The organism is Cyanobium sp. Cruz CV13-4-11 (genome assembly GCF_024346055.1).
Taxonomy (GTDB): Bacteria; Cyanobacteriota; Cyanobacteriia; order PCC-6307; family Cyanobiaceae; genus Cyanobium.
In genome coordinates this window covers 42,330-61,547 of record NZ_JAGQCH010000019.1, presented here as the reverse complement: position 1 = coordinate 61,547, position 19,218 = coordinate 42,330, and the positions used below count along the sequence as shown (strand labels likewise).

The following is a 19,218-nucleotide window of genomic DNA, read 5'->3' as shown; positions in this document are numbered from 1 at the left end:
GATAGTTGGGGGGTAGCCCCCTGCGAAAATAGCTCGATGCCAGGTAAAACTTCTGCTCCACGATCGCCTGTCGGCGTTGTGTGAGTCAACAAGCTCCAAAAGGAGCTGAAGGAAAAGCCACCCGAAAAGGGTGGCTTTTTTGTTGGTCGTTTTCTGGTGGCCGGCTGCGAAGGGGGCTGAGGGGTGCTGTGGGGTGGGCAGAATGAATGTGTGCCCCCTGCTCGACACTCTTGACCTTGCACCTGCCGTGAGTTGGCGTCGCCGTTTCCGCCCGATCTGGAAGGCCTATGCCCTGTGGCTGCGCGCGGATTGCGTTGATCTCAGTGCGGCCTTTGCTTACCACACCCTCCAATCCTTTTTCCCGGCCCTGCTGATCGCGCTTTCGGTGGCCTCCAGGCTTCTCGGTCGCGATGTGGAGCGCTTCGACCGTCTGCTCGTCTACGTGGCCCAGGTACTGCCCGCCTCCGCCCTGCCAGGCTTCGAGGCCACTCTGCGGCGCTTCACCAACCAGGGCTTCGGCGCTGGCCTCCTCGGCTTGGTGCTTCTCGCCCTCAGTGCCAGCAACATCTATCTGACGCTCCAGCGTGGTGCTGACCGGCTCTGGTGGAACCGGCCTTTTGGACTCGACAACCTGCGCTGGCAGCAGCACGTGGCCCGTTTCCTGGCTCTGCGCCTGAAGGCCCTGTCGCTCATCCTGTTCGTGGGGGTTCTGATCGTCGTTGATCAGCTGTTCAGCACCGTGCGGCTGTTCGGATCGAGTGGCTTCCAGGACCAGCTGGAGATCTATCTGCCTAAGCCTTTGCTTTGGCTCAGTTCCCTGTCCTTCGGCCTGGACCTGCTCCTTTCCCTGTTGATCAGTTTCGCGTCCACCCTGGTGTTTCTCTGGATGCTGCCATCACGCCGCATTCCCTTCCGCCCTTTGATTCCCGGCGCTTTGCTGGTCAGCAGCAGCCTCACCCTGTCCAACCTGCTGCTGAGCAGGAGCCTGGTCGCCCTTGGCTTGCGCTTCCAGGCCTATGGGGTCGTGGGTGGCGTGTTGCTGCTGACGCTCTGGGTCTGGTTGGTGGGGGTAGTTCTTTACTTTGGCCAGTGTTTCAGTGTGGTGCTTTCCGGCGGTGCCGCTGGGGGGCCATCGACACCTCTGCCGCGCTGAGAAAGGGCTTGTTTCGGGTCAGGATGGAGATCGCTTCGATGCATGGACCCTTGGCCAAGCTTTCCCTTCGGATACCGCCATTGGCGGCCAGCCTTGCCCTTGTCTGCATGTCCGTGTGCGCGGTCGTTGTGATCGGTCTGACCACCCTGGCGCTGGTTCCGCTGCTGCTTGGTCTTGGCCTGTTGGCCGCCTGGCTGGTGGCGGCCCTGCTGCTGGGTTGGGCCGGCCTTGAAGGGCTGGCGGCACTCGAGCGGTGGATGGAGAACGACCCGCGCTTCCAACGTTGATGGAGCGTCGCATCCCCTGGCTCTGGATTGGCGTGGCGGCAGCCCTGCTCCTTGTGCCCACCTCGGCGGGCCGAATCCTGCTGAATGTGATCGGGGGACTCACCCTCACGCTGCTGTTCCTGCCGCTGTTGCTGGCGGGGGTGGGCGTGATCGGCTGGCAGGTGCTCCGCCGCCGGCTGCGCACCTGCCCGAACTGTGGTTTCACCAGTCTGGGCAGCGCGGCCTGTCCCGCCTGTGGCAGTGCATTCGATGCCGTCGATGCTTCTGGAACGGCGCCCAGCGCCCCGCCCGGCGTCTTCTTCTGGGGATCCCCCCCGGAGGAGAGGGAAATCGACGCCCGCGACGTCATCATCAACGTGGAGGCGGTTGATCTCGAGGCCTCCGGGCCCACCGATGGTGGCCTTCTGGAAAGGGACACCCCCTGAGGGGTCAGCAAAGCCGTTGACGACGGGACTCCCCTGGCCAAGGCGGGAGAGCTTCAGGTTCCGGCGTTCGAGCAGATGCAGCAACAGGGGCGCGCCGAAGGCAAAGGCGATCGTGACGGCCGTCGCCCCGACCGGCAGATCACTGGACAGGAAACGGGCCGACGGGACCATGCGGCGTGAGGCGTGCGGCTTGGCTTATGGGGCGTAGGGCGTCGGCGCCAGGTCCGGTTGGCTGGAATCCCACTGCATCACCTGCTGCTCCACCTGCTGCAGCACCGACTCGCAGCGCTCGGCGTAGGCCAGGGCTCTGCGGTAGAGATCGGCCATCGACTCCACATCCAGCTCCTCGTCCTGCAGCTGGGCCAGACAGAGTTCGAGGGCTGTCTGGGATTCGCGAAAACTGAGATCCTTGGCCACCGTCGCGGGTTCGGAGGATTCATGGGGAGCAGGGCTGGATCTGGTCGTGGGCCTGGCCATGGGTTGGGTGCGTGGTGGAAAAACGGGCAAAGACGCAGCAGGCTGGGGCGAGTGCTGTAGCCGGGGGGGCGTCAGGGGGCGTCAGGGGGCGGAGGGTCAACGGCTGGTTCGTGGCCCTGCACTCGCAGGGCCACCCGGCCATCGGCCAGCTCGGCGACCACCGCATCGCCTGGTTGCAGCTGGACCACGGATCGCAGCAGGCGTCCGTCGCGATCCCTCAGCAGGCTGAAACCCCTGGCCAGCAGGTGCGCCGGAGACAGGGCCCGCAGCAGCTGCCGTTGCTGGGCCAGCCATTGCTGCCGCTGTTCCAGCAGAAGGCTCGGGTGCAGCCTCCGCAACTGATCCTGCCGCGTGCCTAGCCGTTGCCGGGCTGAGGCGATGCGCAGCGAGAGCGTGTGCTGCAGGTGCCCGCGTTCCTGGGCCAGGGAGCGGAGCACCTGGCTGCGTTCCGGCAGCACGGCCACCAGGGCAGCCGTCGGTGTGGCGGCCCGGTAGTCGGCCACCAGGTCGGCGATGGTGACGTCATCCTCGTGGCCGATGCCGCAGATCACGGGCAACACCGCCGCCGCCAGACAGCGGGCCAGCTGCTCGCCGTCGAAGACAGCCAGATCCTCCCGGCTGCCACCGCCGCGGGCCAGCACCAGAGCTTCGATGCCGAGGCTGGCGGCCTGACGGCAGACGCTCTCGATGGCAGTGGCGATCTGGGATTCCACGTTCCCCTGGACCGGAATCGGCACCACCAGCAGGTCCGTGGCGGGCCAGCGTTCGCGGGCCGTGCGCAGCATGTCGGCCAGGGCGGCGCTGGGCACGCTGGTGAGCAGGGCGATACGGCGGGGCCAGGGCGGCAGCGCCCGTTTACGTTCAGGATCGAACAGTCCTTCCGGCTCCAGCCGGCTGCGCACCTGCTCGAACTGGCGCAGAACGGTGGTCAGGCTGGGGCGCACATCCAGCACCTGCACGGTGAGGCTGGCCCGGGCGGCCCAGAAGTTGAGCTTGCCAACCACCACCACCCCATCGCCTTCCTGGGGAATGAAGCTGAGTTTCTGCAGCTGGGAGGACCAGATCACCCCCTGGATGCTGGCCTGTCCATCGAGCAGGCTCAGCCAGAGATGGCCCTTCTTCTGCTGGGGACGGCCCACGGTGGCCTCCAGAAGGAAGCGGGGCGCGAACCCCCTCTCGAGCAAGGTGCCGATCGCCTGGTTGAGCTCGGCGACCGTGAAACGGGGAATGCCGTCGTGCTGGCCGCTAGGGGCGGTGCTGCCAGGGACCGTGAGCATGGGGTCAGTGCTGGAGCTTGCGATAGCAGAGCCACCAGTAGAGGCTGAGCAGGCCCGCCACCAGGGCAACGGCCCGTCCGATGGGATGGTCGACCCGGATCAGGCCGGCACCGGTGATCACCAAGGCGCTGCTCAGCAGCCTGGAGCCGTCGCGGCGGTTGCCGACATAGAAGCGGGAAACGGTGGCGGTCGGTGCCATCGGGGGGGCGCAAGCCTGCAGACCACCCAACCTAGGACCGCAGCCGGGGGCATGAAAAAGCCGCCGGGGAGACCGGCGGCCAACGCCACGGATGCGATTCAAGGGGTGGCGGGCTGGCTTGGTGGCCGGCCTTCAACCGAGGCCGACCTGGGCCAGAATGCCTTGGCCGGTGAGAATTTCGGTCGCCAGGCCGATCACAAAGCCCATCATGGCCAGGCGGCCGTTCCAGGTTTCGGCGAAGTTGACGAAACCGAAGCGGGGTTGGGAAGCGTCAGACATGGAAGGAGCCCACGAGGTAAACCACAGTGTAACGAAACATGGAGTGATCTTGACAGTGATAGGAGCTACAAGCGCGGGTGTGGGTTGCACGGTTGACAGCCGTGCCCTGCCATGGGCTTGAAGCCGATGGCGGCCTGCGGCCCCGGCCGGGGTTCCCTCTGGGGGCCTGGCACGGAGGAACAGCGCCGGGCGCCCCGGGCCCACTTCCAGCAGCACCTCAAGGCGCCGCTTCCCGGGGCGACCGAGCTGGTGCTGGTCACCGATCTGGATGGAACCCTGCTGGAGGGGAGCGTCCCGTCCCGCCGTCGCCTCTACGGCTGGCTGGGTTCCCAGCGCCACCGGATCCTGCAGGTCTTCAGCACGGGGCGGGACATGCGTTCCGTCGCCCGGTTGCTGGCCGCCGAGGCCGCCCTTGGCCTCCACCCCCCCCACCTGGTGATCGGGGATGTGGGTTGCACGGTGGCCTGCGGCGCCTCCCTCACTCCCTCGCCCCTGGCGCTGGAGCCGATCGAGGCTCTCTGGCGCGGACGGGCGGCCCAGGTGCTGCCCCTGCTGGCGGGTCTCCCGGGTCTCTCCGCCGAGCCCCTCAGCAGCGATCGGCGCCTGGCCTATGCCATCGACCCCCGCCGGCTCGATCGCAGCCGATTGCCGGCGATCGAGGCCCATGGGGTGGATTGTCTTGTCTCCGGCGACAAGTACCTCGACGTGCTGCCGGCTGGCGTCAACAAGGGCAGCACCCTGCTGGGGTTGCTGGAGTGGCTGGAGCTGAATCCCGCCCTGGTGGTCACGGCGGGGGATTCCCTCAACGATCTGGCCATGTTCGAAACGGGGCTTCAGAGCGTGATGGTGGGCAATGCCGAGCCCGGCCTGGTGCGCGCCCTGCCAGGCCTGTCCCGCACCTACCGCGCCCGTGGCCATGGCGGCGCGGGCATCCTGGAGGGACTGCGCCATTTCGGCTTCGGCCATCTGTTGCCCGGCCTGGCCTGAAGGACCTCGCCCCAGGGGGCTTCGTCTGGGCACGCCGGCTGGATCAACGCTCCGGGGCCTGGCCGCGCCCCTCCCGCGCCAGGGCGGCCTTGGTGCGGGCACTGGCGATGCCCTGGCGGGGATCCTCGGGCCAGGGGTGGCGGGGGTAACGGCCGCGCAGCTCCCGGCGCACCTCGGCGTAGCCCTGGCTCCAGAAGCCGGCCAGGTCGCTGGTGACCGCCGCCGGGCGTCCTGCCGGTGACAGCAACTCCACCCTCACCGCCAGTCGGCCATCCAGCACCGTCGGCCCTTCGAGGCAGCCGAACATCTCCTGCAGCTTCACCGCCAGCACCGGGGTGCCACTGCCGTAGTCCAACGGCACCCGACGGCCGGATGGGACCGGCTGGGTGAGGGGCAACAGCCGCTCCAGCTCCTGGCGCAGGGGCCAGTCCAGATCGCCCCAGAGGATCTCTGGCAGGTCCAGTCGCTGCAGATCCTGAAGACTGCTCAGGCCGCCCAGGTGGGCCCCCAGCCACGAACCCGGATCCTGCTGCAGCCGCTCCGGCGAACGGTCGGGCCAGGGCGCCCCCAGGTGGCGGTGGGCCAGCATCAGACGCTGCTGCAGCTGGCGACTGCTGCGGCTCCAGGGCAGCACTTCCAAGCCCAGACTTTCCAGACCCTCCAGCAGCGCCCGCTCCACCACCTCCCCTGTGGCTTCGGGCCAGGGGCGACGCTCCAGCACCAGCGCCCCGGCGCGCCGCAGCCGTTCGCAGCGCACCCGCTGGTCGTGGCCATCCCAGCGGGCTTCGGTGCACTCCTCGACCCCGTCCGCCAGCAGCTCCTCCAGCCCCTGACGGGAGACGGCCACCGCCAGCCGCACCCGGGCCTCCTGGCCCTGGCCGTCGACGCTGGCAATCGCCAGGGCTTCAGTGCCGGTGAGGGGGTCCCCCGGGGGCAGAACGGCGCCGCGACCGCTGCGCATCAGAAAGCGCCCATCCCCCCGGCCCCGGCCCCGGCCGAGGGCCAGCCGCTCCGGGTAGGCCCAGCCCAGCAACTGGGCCGCCTGGGCATCCTCGGAGCCGGAGGCGGCATCGCGGCCCGAGCGGCTGGCTGCCGAAGGGTGTGGGCCATGGCTGTCCGTGAGCTGGCGCAGCAGCTGGGATTGGAGATCTCGCCAGGGACGCCGGGAGCCCGTGCGGCCGGCACCCCCGGGTCCGGCATCACCGCGCCGCAGCCAGTCGAGCCGCCGCATCAGATCGCTGCCCGCCTCGCGGCGATCGAGGGGATCCCGTTCGCTCAGCAGCACGGCCATGGCACTGGCCAGGGACTCCCAGCCCCGTTCCCTGGCCCGCAGCAGCATGTGGGCCAGGCGGGGATGGACCCCCAGCCGGGCCATCGCTCGCCCGTGGCCGGTGATACGCCCGCCGCCATCGATGGCCCCCAGCTGCCGCAGCAGGCTGCGGGCCTCCTCAAGGGACCGGCGAGGGGGCGCCGTGATCCAGGGCAGCGTGTCGTCCGCTGCGCCACCCCATTCCGCCAGCTGCAGGGCGATCGGCAGAGGATCGACCTCCAGCAGTTCCGGGGGATCGAAGGCAGGGCGCCGCTGCTGTTCCGCCGGGGACCAGAGCCGCAGGCAATGGCCGGGGCCAAGCCGTCCGGCCCGGCCGCGGCGCTGTTCGGCACTGGCCTGGCTGGCGGGCTGGGTGACCAGGCCGTCCATGCCCGTGGCCGGATCGAAGCGGCTCAGGCGGCTCAGGCCGCTGTCGATCACCAGGGTCACCCCCGCGATCGTGAGCGAACTCTCCGCCACCGCCGTGGCCAGCACCACCTTGCCGGCCGCCTGCTGGGTCGCCGCGATGGCCCGGCCCTGGGCCGCCAGCGGCAGTTGGCCATGCAGCAGAACGCAGTCGACGTCGGCACCCCAGGCGGTGGCTTCGATGGCCCGGCGCGTCGTTTCCAGCTCCCCGAGGCCCGGCAGGAAGACCAGCACGGTGCCCCGGGGCTGGGGCTGGTCCAGCCAGTGGCCTTCGAGGGCCCGCAGCACCTGGCGCTCCAGCCGCTCCTCCTGGCGCGGCGGTTGGTAGGCGACCGTGACCGGATGGCTGCGGCCCTCGCAGCTGATCACGCTGGCCCCATCCAGCTCGGCGGCCAAAGGTTCCAGGTCGAGGGTGGCCGACATCACCAGCAGCCGCAGCTCCGGGCGCAGCAGGCTGCGGGCCTGACGCACCAGGGCCAGGGCCAGATCCGCCTCGGCCTGCCGCTCATGGAATTCGTCAAAGATCACGCAGGCCACCCCTTCGAGGGCAGGATCGGCTTGGAGCCGGCGCAGGAACAGGCCGGCGGTGACCACCTCCAGACGGGTGTCCGCCGAGGTGCGCGATTCCAGCCGGACGCTGTAACCCACCCGGCCGCCGAGGGGTTCGCCCAGATTGGCCGCCAGGCGCTCGGCGGCGGAGCGGGCCGCCAGCCGGCGCGGCTCCAGCATCAGCAGCCGACCCTCCTGGCCGAAGCGCTCCAGCAGGGCCAGGGGGACCCGGGTGGTTTTGCCCGCGCCGGGTTCGGCCTGCAGCAGCAGGGTGGCCCCGGGCCCAAGGGCGGCGGTGATGGCCGCGAGGCGGCCGTCAATGGGCAGGGGCGACGTCAGCGCACGTGGCGGAGGCCGTCCACCGGGTGGTAAGCCTCACCGGTGGTTTCCTCGTAGACGATCGCCGGCAGGCCCGTTTCGAACATGGTCTGGAGGGCCTCCTTGAGATAGGGGTTCCAGCCCCCGGTGGTGACTTTGCCGTGACGCACCGTCCAGTCCCAGGTGCCCTGGAGATCGCGGGGAATCCGGCCCTCCCGATCCCGCCGGGCCACCAGGTCCTGGGATTCGACGATGCCCACCAGGATCGGATCCTTCCCGTAGGACGGGGTGATGGTCAGCTCGAGCCGGATGGGATCGTCCTTCACCATCTTGAGGCGAAAACGAGGTGGCAGTTTCAGTGCCCCGAGCACGGCCGCCACGATTCGCGTTCTCTGATCCACCATCGATCTCCGCCTTTGAGCGCGTTCACCTCAGGGAGCCTATTCAGCGGCCGGCCAGGGGTGGTCAGTTCGGATCGGCTGGGAAGGCGGGCTGCTCGTTGTCGCCACTGAAACGGATCGTCAGGAGATCTTCCTGGGTGAGCTGGCCATCGGCGTCGAGGAGCTCCGGATGGATGGTGAGCCGACCGGTGCGATCACCGATCGGGCCGCCTTGGTCGGTCGTGGCCGTCCCCGGATCGCCTGGCCTTGGAACGGCGCCGAACCCCCGTCCCATGACCCGGAACGCCTGCCAGAGAAGCAGAACAAAGCAGGCCCCATAAAGGATCGGGAAGATCTGCGAGAGGAGGGAAGTCATGGCGCGATGGGAACCCCGCATGCCGCGGAGTCTCCCCCATCATCACCCGTCTGAAGGAGCGGTGGCGGTGGCCAGCATCCAGGCCCAGAGGGAGGTGCATGCGGCTCCGAAGGCGAGAAAAGCCAGGAGCAGGCGGCTGGTGTCCATGACCCGATAAGAAAGTTTACAAATCCTAGCCGATCAGGCCGGTTTGCCTCCCCTTTCTCCTTTCCGGGGAGGTGTCTACGGTTTTGTTACTGCTGATCCTTTTCGCGATGCCTTCCTCCCGCGTTCTTGCCGTGGCCGCCGCCGGGCTTGCCACGGCCACGGCGGCGGCCACGGCCACGGTCATGGCGACCACGGCCCTGATCAGCCCGACCCTGACCCCCCCCGGCCTCGCCCAGCCAGCCGGGGCCGTGCTCGGGCGGCAATCCTTCGTGGCGGCGGCGATCCGCCGGGCCGGCCCGGCCGTGGTCACCATTGACACGGAGCGCACGGTGCAATCCGCCGGCGGCGGTGGCGGCCTGCCGCCGGGTCTGATGAATGACCCCCTGTTCCGTCAGTTCTTCGGCATCCCCCAGCAGGGGGCGCCCTCGCGGCGCACCGAGCGGGGCCAGGGCAGTGGGGTGATCCTGCAGTCCGATGGCCTGGTGCTCACCAACGCCCACGTGGTGGATCAGATCGACCGGGTGACCGTGGGTCTGGAGAATGGCCGGCGCTACGAGGGCCGGGTCGTGGGCCTCGACAAGCTCACCGACCTGGCCGTGGTGCGGCTGGTGGGGGCAGGACCCTGGCCCGTGGCTCCCTTGGGTAACTCCGATGCCCTGCAGGTGGGGGACTGGGCGATCGCAGTGGGGAATCCCTTCGGCCTCGATAACACGGTCACCCTGGGGATCATCAGCAGCTTGAACCGCAATGCCAGCAAGCTGGGCATCACCGACAAGCGGCTGGATCTGATCCAGACCGATGCCGCCATCAACCCCGGCAACTCCGGCGGACCGCTGCTCAACGCCGATGGGGAGGTGGTGGGGATCAACACCCTCGTGCGCTCAGGACCGGGGGCGGGTCTGGGCTTCGCCATCCCGATCAACCGTGCCCGCAGCATCGTCAATGAGCTGGTGGCGACCGGTCGTGCCACCCATCCGATGATCGGGGTGGGTCTTGATGAGGTCAGGGCGGCCAGTGGCCAGGGTTCGGGCCGGGGTGCGGTCGTGGTTTCCGTGCAACCCAACGGACCGGCGGACCGGGGCGGCCTCAGGACCGGTGACGTGATCGTTGCTGCCCAGGGGGCTGCAGTGAAGGATCCTTCCCAGGTGATCACCGCCGTGGAGCGGGCCGGGGTGGGAGGAACGCTCAACCTGACGGTGAACCGTCAGGGGGCGACGCTGAACCTGCGCCTGGTGCCAGGGGATATGGCTGCGTTGCGTCAGGGATGAGGGAGTGGCCCGACCCCGCCACCTCGGGGCCGGGCCACGGATAGGCCTCTGGGCAGAACTCAGAGGATGTCCATGCCCCCTTTGCCAGCGTCCGGACGCAGGGCGTCAAGCAGGCCGGAATCCACGGCGAGTTCGGCGCCGAAGCGGGCCGGTGCACCCAGCTGCTGCCGCATCACCCATTGGGTGGCCGCCTTCTGGCTCTGCCAGGCCTGCAGCAATTGCTTGGCCAGACCCCGCAGGACCTGGGGATCCCCAGTGGCATCGATGGCCCGGGTCATGCGCTCGAGCTCGAATTTCTGACCGAGGCTGAGCGCGAGGGGTTCGGACATGGTGGGAGGCGCGATGGGGCGTTTCTGACCGTCCCAAAGCTACAAACTGTTTCAAGATGTCACGTAGCGGCTGTTACAGGGCCTATGCCCTGGTCAGGAAATCCGCTCAACCCTTGCCTCTGGTCCGTTCCCTCTTGTCGCCGGCCCTGCGCAGCGATAGGGAAAGGACCATCCCCATCAGGGCCAAGCCCCGTCAGTGGCGCTTCCGTCAGTGGCGCTCGCGGAGCTCTTCAACGCAGCGGGTGACGCACTCCCCATCCTCCAGGGAGCAGGTGGTGATGCACTCGAAGTACACCTCCATCGAATCGCTGGTGCCGGCCGTTTCCTCCCGCTCGGCGGTCCAGCCCTCGGTGACGACGTTCTGGATGGTCATCGCTGCTCCTGGATGGGTGACCTTGTCAGACTATGCACACAGATCGCGCGACACCAGAGAAATGAGTCTTCCTGCCTAGGGAACCATGAAGTTGTATTTTCTCCCGCCTCCTCAGCCGCCGTTGCCGGCCTTGCCCCCGGCCTTCGCGGCCGACTTGGCCCGCTGCTTCTGACGCTGCTCCTGGCGTTTGGCGGCCAGCTTCTGCTCCTGCGCCAAGCGCTCGTTCTCCTCAACCTCCTCGCGTTTCTTTTCCTGGTAGTAGGCGTAGTCGCCGCGATAGAGCACCAGTTCGCCGTCGCGCACCTCCACGATCCGGTTGGCCACCCGGCCGATGAAGAAGCGGTCGTGGGAGACCAGCAGGGCCGCCCCCTCGTAGGCCATCAGGGCCTCCTCAAGCATCTGTTTGGCGGGGATGTCGAGGTGGTTGGTGGGCTCATCGAGCACCAGCAGGTTGCAGGGGGTGAGCAGCATCAGGGCCAGGGCCAGCCGGGCCTTCTCGCCGCCACTCAGCTTTTCCACCGGCTTGAAGACCGACTCGTTGCTGAAGCCGAAGCTGCCCAGCAGGGACCGCACCTGGGTCTGGGTCCAGTCGGGAACGGCCTCAAACAGGGTGTCGATCACCGATTTGGCCAGATCCAGGGCCTCTGCCTGGTTCTGCTCGAAGTAGCCCGCCACCACGTGATGCTCCCCCAGGCCCGCCTGGCCCTCCAGGGGAAGCTCGTAGCCCATCACCAGCCGCAGCAGGGTGGATTTCCCGGCTCCGTTCGGGCCGACGAAGGCGATCCGATCGCCGCGCTCCACCTCCAAATTCGCCCCCAGAAACAGAATCTGGTCGTCGTAGCCATGGGTGAGGTTCTCGATCGCCGCCACCACCCGACCCGAGCGGGGGGCGGGGGGAAAGGCGAACCGCGGCCCGCTCACCGACTCCAGCGGCGCCTCGATCCGCTCCACCTTGTCGAGCAGCTTCTCGCGGCTCTTGGCCTGGGTGCTGCGCGTCGCACTGGCCCGGAAGCGGTCGATGTAGGCCTGTTGGCTGCTCAGTTCCTTCTGCTGACGCTCGAACGCCGCCTGGCCGGCCTCCCGCTCCAGGGCCTTCTGCTCGAGATGCTGGCTGTAGTTGCCCAGGTAGGTCCGCGAGACGCCCCGCTCGGTCTCGACGATCTGGTTGCAGACCCGATCGAGAAAGGCCCGGTCGTGGCTGATCACCACCAGGGGAACCGTCTGATCCACCAGATAACTCTCCAGCCACTGGATCGTTTCGACGTCCAGGTGGTTGGTGGGTTCGTCGAGGAGCAGCAGATCCGGCTCCTGCAGGAGGATCTTGCCCAGGGCGATGCGCATCTGCCAGCCACCGGAGTAGTCCCCCACGACCCGCTCGGCCGTCTCGGGGGTGAAGCCGATGCTGGGCAGCAGCTTGTCGATGCGGGCATCGAGCTCGTAGCCGTGCAGGGCCTCGAATCGGCTCTGCAGCTGGCCGAGGTCGTCGATCAGCCGGTCGAGCAGGGCCGGATCCGCGGCGGCCTCCTCGGTGGCCATGGCCTCCTCCACCTGCCGTTGCCGGTTGAGCACCTCAGCCGCCTCACCAAAGGCCTGGAACAGTTCCTGGCGGACGCTGCGGGCGAGGTCGACATCGAACTCCTGCTGCAGGTAGGCGATGCGGGGATCCCCCTGGCGCACCACCTGGCCGCTGGTGGGTTCCTCCAGACCGGCGATGATGCGCATCTGGGTGGATTTACCGGCCCCGTTGACCCCCACCAGGCCGATCCGATCCCCCGCCTTGACTTCCCAGGTGATGTCCTTGAGCACCTCACCGGTGGGGTAGATCTTGCCGATGCGTTCGAGGCGCAGCACGGAGCGGATAGCGGTCGCAGTGAGCGCATCATCCCCTGTCGGGGCGTCCTGCAGACTGACAGACCGTTTCGGTCGTGTCGTCAGAATGATCAAGCGCCTTGAGCAGATCGCCGCCCTGGTGGTGGCGGCGGGCCTGGCGCTGACGAGCTACTGGCTGTTCTTCAGCTGGGCCCAGGGGGGGGGCTCCCAGCGTCGGGAACCGCCGCGCCGGCCCCAGCAGGAGGGACACCGTTCTCGAGCTTCAGAGGCCGCCCCGGGCCTTGATCAGCCACTGCTTGGTGGCGCCGTCATCGAGGCCGGCCAGATGGGCCTTGACCTCCTCCGGGCTGACCGGCAGGCCCGCCTGTTCGCCAAGGGCGACGATTCTGCTGAGGGCTCCGCTGGGATCCTGCAGGGCCTGACGGAACAGTGACTGGGTGAGCTCCACATCGTTGCTGATGCGTCCGTAGAGCTCTGCGGCGTTGTTGGTGGCGTTGCTGGTGGTCATCCTGGCCGGGATTCTTCCCTGACCTTATGGGCTGGGGGCCATCGGCGCAGCCATCGGCGGGTGGAACGTCAGGGGCGATGGGGCCGGATCAGGCGGCCTGAGGACTGGGGTCCTCCTCGGCGCCGCTGGCGGAGGCGTCTTCCATGCTGCGGGCATCGAGACAGAGCACCTTGCGCAGCTGGGCGTAGTTGGCAGCCAGGGACTGGCGTCCCTCCTGCTGGGCGCCGAACTCGGCCCGCTGAAGCACGTGATGCAGGTGGGTGAGCAGGTAGGTGCTGATCACGGCCGACACCAGCACATCGCTGCGTTCCGCCGTGCTGCGCCGTCGGCTCTGGCGGCTCTTCGGCTGCAGAGGGGTCTCGGAACCGGTGGGGCGGGACTGGGTGGAGCGGGCCATGGCGGAAGCGGCCGGTGGGCCGTCGGAAAGGACGGGGGTGGGGACGGTGGGCGTGGAGCAGGTGGGCGTGGGCCTGGGGAGGGGATTCCGGAAGGGGGCCGGAACGGTCCACAACCCTACTTTTGGATACTACCCATGACAGCCACTGTACACTTTTTCCTATCTCGCCGTACCCAAGCGGCAAGCCGCTTGCCGGCCCCCACCCAGAGGCACCGTGCCGACCCGCCAGACCTCCTCCAGCGGCAAGCCCAAGTCGCCGCGGATCCAGGTCGTCCTGCCGGAGGAGCTCTGTGCCCGCCTCGCCGCCCTGGCGGACAGCGAATCGCGCACGGTCAGTAACATGGCCAAGGTGCTGATCCAGCAAGGGGTGGACCGGCTTGAACAGCTGCAGCGCCCCGCTGAGACCGCCCAGGCGCCCTACCCGAGCGGGCCGGCCGCCGCCGATCGTTTCCGCCACGAGCTCGAACAGCAGGAACAGGCCGGCACCCGGCGGCTGCGCGGGGCACCGCGCCGGCTGCGCCTGCGCCAGCCCCCCCTAGCCCCCTGACGAGGGAGGCACGGCGATCACGCCGAGCACCGCAGCCCGCCTGGCTCCGGTGACCGAGGGCAGCGACCCCGGGTGGTTCCGCCATCGCCACCAGGCCAGCAGGGCAAAGGCCAGGGCCTCCCGCTGGTCATCGGCGATGCCATGGCTGGCCAGGCTGCGCACCGCCATGCCGCGGCAACGGCGCTGCAGCTGCTCCATCAGGAAGCCATTGCGGGTGCCGCCTCCGGCCACCAGCAGTTCCAGGGGACGGGGACTCCTGGCCAGGTCCTGCCCCACCACCGCCGCGCTGAAGGCCGTCAGGGTGGCCAGGGCATCGGCCGGCTCCACACCGGCGCCGAGCTCCGCCAGGCGGCGATCGAGATCGGCGGCCCCGAACAGCTCGCGTCCGGTGGATTTCGGTGGCGCCGCCTGGAAATAGGGCTCCCGCAGCCACTGCTGCAGCCGCCCCTCGTCGATGCGGCCCTGCCGTGCCCAGGCTCCGTCGGCATCGAAGTGCAGGCGTCCACCGCTGAAGCGGGCCACCGCCAGATCCAGCAGCGTGTTGGCCGGACCGCAGTCCCAGCCCTGCACCGGGGCGTTTCGGTCGGGGCCCGCGGGCGGGGGAAGCAGGGTGAGGTTGGCGATGCCGCCCAGGTTGAGCAGGGCACGCCAGCCGCCGATTCTCCCCAGCAAGGCGGCGTCGGTGGCCGGCACCAGGGGCGCGCCATGGCCGCCGAGGGCCAGATCGGCGCTGCGGAAGTCGAAGACCACCGGCCTGCCCAGCAGTTCCGCCAGCAACGGCCCCTGCAGCAGCTGCCAGCTGGCCCCGCGACGTTCCCCGTCCGGCGGGCGGTGCCAGAGGGTCTGCCCGTGGCAGCCCACCAGCTCGGCGCTGCCCTCCGGATCACAGGCCCGGGCCGCCACGGCCTGGTGCTCGGTGAGGTCTTCGGCCAGGGTCAGCCAGGCGTCGGCGTCCAGGGGCCTTCCCTGGCCGACAGCCACCAGGCGCTCGCGCAGGTCCGGCGGGTAGGGGGTGTGGGCGCCCGCAAGGATGCGCCAGCGGGGCCGGGCGGAACGACCCTCCAGGCGCACCAGCACCGCGTCCACCCCGTCGGCGCTGGTGCCGCTCATCAGGCCCAGCACCCGCATGGCCGTCCTTCGCAAGGCAATCAGTGGGTGGGCAGGGCTTCGAGGGCTTCACTGCTGCCCATCACCACCAGCAGCTCGGATTCGTTGAGCACGTGGGAGGCGGGGGGGTTGACCGTGAGCTGGTTGGAGGGGCCGGCGGCCAGCACGCTGACGTTGTAATTCTTGCGGAGGTTGAGATCCCGCAGCGACTGGCCGACGAAGGAGCCTGGAACCTTGATCTCCTCGATGCTGTTGCGGTCGTCGAGGCGGAGGCGCTCCAGCAGGTTGGGCCGGACCAGTTCCATGCCCAGCCGTGTTCCCTGCATCTTCGAAGGGAAGACCACCTTGTCGGCTCCGACCCGCCGCAACATCTTTTCGTGCAGGTCGCTGGTGGCCCTGGCGATCACCTGTTTGACCCGGCTGCCTTCACCGTCCCTGACGATCAGGGTGGCCGTGATGCTGGCGCCGATCGGTTCGCTGATGGCCACCACCACCGTGCCCACATCCAGGGCGCCGGCGGCCCTCAGGGCTTCCTCGTCGGTGCAGTCCACGACGCGGGCCTCGATGGCGGTGTCCATCTGGCGCAGCTCATCGATGGCCCGCTGGTTGTTGTCGATTGCCAGCACTTCGGCCCCATGGCGGAGGAGTTCCTTGCAGACGGCACTGCCGAAGCGACCGATCCCGATCACGGCGTAGCTGTTGGAGGTGTCGGCCTCACTGCCCTGCCATTGCCACCACTGGTTCATGAGGAGGACGTCGCAAGGGGCATGGCAGGAGCTGGGGCGGGGGAATCGTCAGGCTGGAGCGGAGTTGGACATCCGCCCGTCAGATGTAGAGCTCCTCGCGGGGGAAGCCCACCCGATTCTGGGGCCGGCTGCCATAGACAGCCGAAAGCAGAAGGAGAATACCGATCCGGCCCACGAACATGCCGATCATCAGCACCAGCTGGCCCCAGCGGTTGAGCTGGCTGGTGACGCCGACGTCGAGGCCCACGGTGCCGAAGGCGGACACGCAGGTGAACAGCTTTTCGAGGAAGGTGAAGGCCTCACTCCCCGGCGTTCCGGCGGTGGTGTTTCCCAGGCCCAGCAGCAGGGCCATCAGCAGGATGAACAGGCCCGAGCCGAGGGTGACCCCCACGGCCTTGAGGATCACCTTGAGGGGGATCTCCCGGTTCCTCACCACCACCGCATCATGGCCGCGCAGGGTGGATCGGGTGGCGGCGATCAGGGCCGCGAAGGTGGTGGTCTTGATGCCGCCGCCGGTGCCACCGGGGCTGGCGCCGATGAACATCAGGGTGATCATCAGCAGGATGCCCGAGTCGGAGATGGTCTCCAGGCTGAGGGGAACGGTGTTGAAGCCGGCGGTGCGGGTGGTGATCGACTGGAACAGGGTGACCTGAAGTTTGTTCCAGAACCCCATCCGACCCACCAGTTCCTCCGTCGCGAAGTGTTCGGTGAACATCAGGCCAACGGCCCCCACCACGATCAGCAGGATGGTGGTGCGAATCACCAACCGGGTGTGCAGGCTGAGGCGGCGGATGCGGGCCAGCCGGAAGCGGTTCACCCAGATGTCGTTGGTGACCCGCCAGCCGATGCCACCCATCACGATCAGCAGACCGATCACGCCATTGACGACGGGCTGGCTCTGGTAGCCGATCAGGTTGTCGCGCCATAGCCCGAAACCGGCGTTGTTGTAGGCGCTGATGCAGTGGAACAGCGAAGCCCAGAGTCGCTGGCCTTTGTCGGGAATATCGGTGAAGCCGAAGTTGTAAAGGATCAGGGTGCCGATGCCGATCACCGCCGCAGCGATCAGCAGGATCTGGTTCAGTGTGGTGCCGATGCCCCCCACGCCGAATTCATCCAGGGCGCGGCCCTTGTCGAGCCGCTGGCGCAGCCCCGAGCGGCCCTGGACAAACCCCTGCAGGAAGGTGGTGATCGCCATCAGCCCCAGGCCGCCGGTGAGGATCAGCCCGGCCAGGGCGACCTGGCCGGCAAAGGTGAGTTCGGCACCCACGTCGATGATCGACAGGCCCGTGACGGTGATGGCGGAGGTGACGGTGAAGAGGGCCTCCCAGAGGCCCACGTCATCAGTGGAGCAGAGCGGGCTTGCCAGCAGCAGTGTGCCAAAGGCAATCACCAGAGCGCCGGTGACAAGCGTGAACTGTGGCACCGTCAGACGGTGCCGCCAACTCTGCAGCCGCTTCATTTGTTGGGCTGGGGGGTCATCCGGAGATAGGGGCGGATCTCAGTGACACCCTTGGGGAACTTTGCCCGGGCTTCGTCGGTGGGGATCGAGGGCACCACCACGCAGTCGTCGCCTTCCTTCCAGTTCACCGGCGTGGCCACCTGGTGGTGGTCGGTGAGCTGGAGGGAATCGATCACCCGCAGGATCTCATCGAAGTTGCGGCCCGTGCTGGCGGGATAGGTGATCTGCAGCCGCAGCTTCTTGTTGGGGTCGATGATGAACACCGAGCGCACCGTCAGGTTGCTCAGGGCATTGGGGTGGATCATGCCGTACAGGCTGCTCACCTTCTTATCGCTGTCCGCGAGGATCGGATAGTCGACGGTGGTGTTCTGGGTCTCGTTGATGTCGCCGATCCAGCCCTTGTGGCTTTCGGCGGAATCGACGCTCAGGGCAATGGTCTTGACGTTGCGCTTCTCCCATTCGGGACGCAGCCGTGAGACCTCACCCAGCTCCGTCGTGCAGACGGGGGTGTAGTCGGCGGGATGGGAGAACAGCACCACCCAGCTGTCGCCGGCGAAGTCGTACAGATTGATCGGGCCGAGCTGGGACTCCTGAGTGAAATCAGGAACGGTGTCGCCCAGTTGCAGGGTCATCGGAGAAGAATTGGCGCCGGTCGATGCTGGCACAGCAGTGGGGCCGTCCGTTGTGGTTTCGGAGGGCCAGGACTGCAGCTCCTGGCGCAGATGCTGGAGGCCCAGGTCCGCGGTGGCTGAAACGAACAGCATGGCCGGATCCACCGCCCTGGCCCGCTCCAGTTCGCCGCTGGGGCAGCGGTCGATCTGGTTGCCGATCACCCGCCTGGGCATGGTGGCCTGCAGGGAATCGAGGATCGTCTGCACGGTGGAGAGCTGCTCGGGCCAGGCGGGATCGGCCAGGTCGACGACGATCAGCAGGCCATCGGCATCGAGCGCCTCCTCAAAGGTGGAGCGGAACGCCTCCATCAGCTGGGGGGGCAGATCGCGGATGAACCCCACCGTGTCGGTGACCAGCAGCGGCTGGCCGTCCGCCCCACCACCGGATGTCCGCTCGATGCGGCGGGTGGTGGGATCGAGGGTGGCGAACAGCTTGTTCTCGGCCATCACGGCCTGGCTGCCGCTGGCCCCGGTGAGGGCGTTGAGCAGGGAGCTCTTGCCGGCGTTGGTGTAACCCACCAGGGCCACCCGCGGCAGGTCGCGGCGCCCCTCCCGCAGGCGGGCCCGGTGGGCCCCCAGGCGCTGCACCTCCCGCTGCAGCCGTTCGATGCGCCGGGCGATGGCGCGCCGGTCCTTCTCCAGCTGGGTTTCGCCGGGGCCCCGGGTGCCGATGCCGCCCCCCTGCCGTGACAGGCTCAGGCCCCGGCCCGTGAGCCGCGGCAGGCGGTAACGCAGTTGGGCCAGCTCCACCTGCAGCCGACCGGCGCCGCTGGCTGCCCGCTGGGCAAAGATGTCGAGGATCAGTTCGCTGCGGTCGCTCACCGGCAGGTCGAGCAGCCCCTCCAGGTCGCGGGCCTGGGCCGGGGTGAGTTCCCGATCGGCCACCACCAGGCTGGCGCCGACGCGGCGCGCCTCCAGGGCCGCCTCCCGCAGCTTGCCCTCCCCCCAGGGGTTGCGGGAGACGGGGCCCTGGCGGCGCTGCTCCATCCGGCCCACCGGCACGGCACCGGCGCTGCGCACCAGGCCTTCCAGTTCGGCGATGCGCCGGTCGCTCAGGGCCCGGTCACCACTGGTCTGGACCAGCAGGAGCACCCGCTCGGGGCCCTCCAGGGCGGGGGGCGCCTCCGGTGGCTCCGCAGCGGCGAGGGCGACGGGGTCGAGGCCGCAGAGGTCGGCCAGATCCCCCTCCAGGGCGCAGTCCCAGGCGCTCTCACCGCTGCCGGCCGGGGTGTGGATCGCCGCCGGCCAGCGTCCGCCGGTGTCCGGTTGCTGGCCGAAGCGCAGCCAGAGGTCCGGCGCCACGTCCATGCCCACCACGGCCTCCTGGGCCGTGGGCTGCAGGTGCGCCTGGCGTCCAGCCCCCGCGCAGGTCAGCAGACGCAGGTTGTGGCCCT

At 68.5% G+C, this 19,218-nt stretch carries 22 protein-coding genes and 1 pseudogene; 6 read left to right on the top strand and 17 right to left on the bottom strand.

The genetic code is table 11. The features are described 5' to 3' along the window. Positions 1-247: 247 nt before the first annotated feature. Genes KBZ12_RS13840 through KBZ12_RS13830 form a run of 3 tightly spaced genes read left to right on the top strand, consistent with a single transcriptional unit; the run spans position 248 to position 1,865 of the window. Complete coding sequence (locus tag KBZ12_RS13840) at positions 248-1,153, top strand: YhjD/YihY/BrkB family envelope integrity protein (protein ID WP_254958561.1); 906 nt, start codon at positions 248-250, stop codon at positions 1,151-1,153. 50 nt (positions 1,154-1,203) lie between these two features. Continuing rightward, positions 1,204-1,440 (top strand): glypican, encoded by a 237-nt coding sequence (locus KBZ12_RS13835; RefSeq protein WP_254958560.1) that lies wholly within the window; start codon positions 1,204-1,206, stop codon positions 1,438-1,440. Next, on the top strand, positions 1,440-1,865 hold the full coding sequence (locus tag KBZ12_RS13830) for a hypothetical protein (RefSeq protein WP_254958559.1): 426 nt from the start codon (positions 1,440-1,442) through the stop codon (positions 1,863-1,865). Before KBZ12_RS13835 ends, KBZ12_RS13830 begins: the two co-directional genes overlap by 1 nt. Before the next feature lie 195 nt (positions 1,866-2,060). Here the strand turns inward: KBZ12_RS13830 and xseB are convergent, their stop codons facing one another. The 4 genes from xseB to KBZ12_RS13810 form a co-directional block, all read right to left on the bottom strand. Then, a complete protein-coding gene (gene xseB / locus KBZ12_RS13825) occupies positions 2,061-2,342 on the bottom strand; it encodes an exodeoxyribonuclease VII small subunit (RefSeq protein WP_254958558.1) in 282 nt (93 codons plus the stop codon). Between the two features lie 71 nt (positions 2,343-2,413). Continuing rightward, positions 2,414-3,619 (bottom strand): exodeoxyribonuclease VII large subunit, encoded by a 1,206-nt coding sequence (gene xseA / locus KBZ12_RS13820; RefSeq protein WP_254958557.1) that lies wholly within the window; start codon positions 3,617-3,619, stop codon positions 2,414-2,416. 4 nt (positions 3,620-3,623) lie between these two features. Beyond that, positions 3,624-3,818: a hypothetical protein gene (locus KBZ12_RS13815; RefSeq protein WP_254958555.1), complete on the bottom strand. Its 195-nt coding sequence runs from the start codon at positions 3,816-3,818 to the stop codon at positions 3,624-3,626. A gap of 132 nt (positions 3,819-3,950) precedes the next feature. Beyond that, a complete protein-coding gene (locus KBZ12_RS13810; protein ID WP_015109196.1) occupies positions 3,951-4,097 on the bottom strand; it encodes a chlorophyll a/b-binding protein in 147 nt (48 codons plus the stop codon). Between the two features lie 111 nt (positions 4,098-4,208). Between KBZ12_RS13810 and KBZ12_RS13805 the strand changes: the two genes are divergently transcribed. Continuing rightward, positions 4,209-5,084: an HAD family hydrolase gene (locus KBZ12_RS13805; RefSeq protein ID WP_254958554.1), complete on the top strand. Its 876-nt coding sequence runs from the start codon at positions 4,209-4,211 to the stop codon at positions 5,082-5,084. Positions 5,085-5,127: 43 nt separating this feature from the next. On the opposite strand, the gene hrpB is transcribed toward KBZ12_RS13805, so the two are convergent. From hrpB to KBZ12_RS13790, 3 genes are all read right to left on the bottom strand, one after another. Further along, entirely contained in the window at positions 5,128-7,707 is a 2,580-nt protein-coding gene (gene hrpB / locus KBZ12_RS13800) for an ATP-dependent helicase HrpB (protein WP_254958569.1), read from the bottom strand. After that, on the bottom strand, positions 7,704-8,087 hold the full coding sequence (locus KBZ12_RS13795) for a hypothetical protein (RefSeq protein WP_254958568.1): 384 nt from the start codon (positions 8,085-8,087) through the stop codon (positions 7,704-7,706). Before KBZ12_RS13795 ends, hrpB begins: the two co-directional genes overlap by 4 nt. 64 nt (positions 8,088-8,151) lie before the next feature. Continuing rightward, a complete protein-coding gene (locus KBZ12_RS13790; protein ID WP_254958553.1) occupies positions 8,152-8,442 on the bottom strand; it encodes a DUF2973 domain-containing protein in 291 nt (96 codons plus the stop codon). 254 nt (positions 8,443-8,696) lie between these two features. On the opposite strand from KBZ12_RS13790, the gene KBZ12_RS13785 reads away from it, so the two are divergent. Then, on the top strand, positions 8,697-9,857 hold the full coding sequence (locus tag KBZ12_RS13785; RefSeq protein WP_254958552.1) for a trypsin-like peptidase domain-containing protein: 1,161 nt from the start codon (positions 8,697-8,699) through the stop codon (positions 9,855-9,857). A 59-nt stretch (positions 9,858-9,916) separates the two neighbouring features. Here KBZ12_RS13785 and KBZ12_RS13780 read toward each other — a convergent pair whose 3' ends face one another. From KBZ12_RS13780 to KBZ12_RS13760, 5 genes are all read right to left on the bottom strand, one after another. Beyond that, positions 9,917-10,186, bottom strand: a complete 270-nt coding sequence (locus KBZ12_RS13780) for a hypothetical protein (RefSeq protein WP_254958551.1) — start codon at positions 10,184-10,186, stop codon at positions 9,917-9,919. Positions 10,187-10,394: 208 nt separating this feature from the next. Continuing rightward, positions 10,395-10,559, bottom strand: coding sequence for a hypothetical protein (locus tag KBZ12_RS13775; RefSeq protein WP_254958550.1), 165 nt, complete (start codon positions 10,557-10,559; stop codon positions 10,395-10,397). Between the two features lie 111 nt (positions 10,560-10,670). Continuing rightward, on the bottom strand, positions 10,671-12,410 hold the full coding sequence (locus tag KBZ12_RS13770) for an ABC-F family ATP-binding cassette domain-containing protein (RefSeq protein ID WP_315859323.1): 1,740 nt from the start codon (positions 12,408-12,410) through the stop codon (positions 10,671-10,673). Positions 12,411-12,651: 241 nt separating this feature from the next. After that, positions 12,652-12,897 carry a hypothetical protein gene (locus KBZ12_RS13765; protein ID WP_254958548.1) on the bottom strand — a complete coding sequence of 82 codons (246 nt, stop codon included), beginning with the start codon at positions 12,895-12,897 and terminating at the stop codon, positions 12,652-12,654. Positions 12,898-12,985: 88 nt separating this feature from the next. Then, positions 12,986-13,294: a hypothetical protein gene (locus KBZ12_RS13760; protein WP_216909171.1), complete on the bottom strand. Its 309-nt coding sequence runs from the start codon at positions 13,292-13,294 to the stop codon at positions 12,986-12,988. Positions 13,295-13,508: 214 nt separating this feature from the next. Between KBZ12_RS13760 and KBZ12_RS13750 the strand changes: the two genes are divergently transcribed. After that, entirely contained in the window at positions 13,509-13,841 is a 333-nt protein-coding gene (locus KBZ12_RS13750; protein ID WP_254958547.1) for a ribbon-helix-helix domain-containing protein, read from the top strand. Here KBZ12_RS13750 and KBZ12_RS13745 read toward each other — a convergent pair. The 5 genes and pseudogenes from KBZ12_RS13745 to hflX form a co-directional block, all read right to left on the bottom strand. Beyond that, entirely contained in the window at positions 13,830-14,969 is a 1,140-nt protein-coding gene (locus KBZ12_RS13745) for an anhydro-N-acetylmuramic acid kinase (RefSeq protein ID WP_254958566.1), read from the bottom strand. The two genes, KBZ12_RS13750 and KBZ12_RS13745, sit on opposite strands and share 12 nt — an antisense overlap. A 20-nt stretch (positions 14,970-14,989) precedes the next feature. Continuing rightward, a complete protein-coding gene (locus tag KBZ12_RS13740; RefSeq protein WP_254958546.1) occupies positions 14,990-15,694 on the bottom strand; it encodes a TrkA family potassium uptake protein in 705 nt (234 codons plus the stop codon). Positions 15,695-15,773: 79 nt separating this feature from the next. Beyond that, positions 15,774-17,153, bottom strand: a complete 1,380-nt coding sequence (locus KBZ12_RS13735; RefSeq protein WP_254958545.1) for a TrkH family potassium uptake protein — start codon at positions 17,151-17,153, stop codon at positions 15,774-15,776. Continuing rightward, positions 17,150-17,785: a peroxiredoxin gene (locus KBZ12_RS13730; RefSeq protein WP_254958565.1), complete on the bottom strand. Its 636-nt coding sequence runs from the start codon at positions 17,783-17,785 to the stop codon at positions 17,150-17,152. Before KBZ12_RS13730 ends, KBZ12_RS13735 begins: the two co-directional genes overlap by 4 nt. A gap of 84 nt (positions 17,786-17,869) precedes the next feature. Next, a pseudogene (hflX, locus tag KBZ12_RS13725) lies at positions 17,870-19,132 on the bottom strand (GTPase HflX); the annotation flags it as partial. Positions 19,133-19,218: the final 86 nt, after the last annotated feature.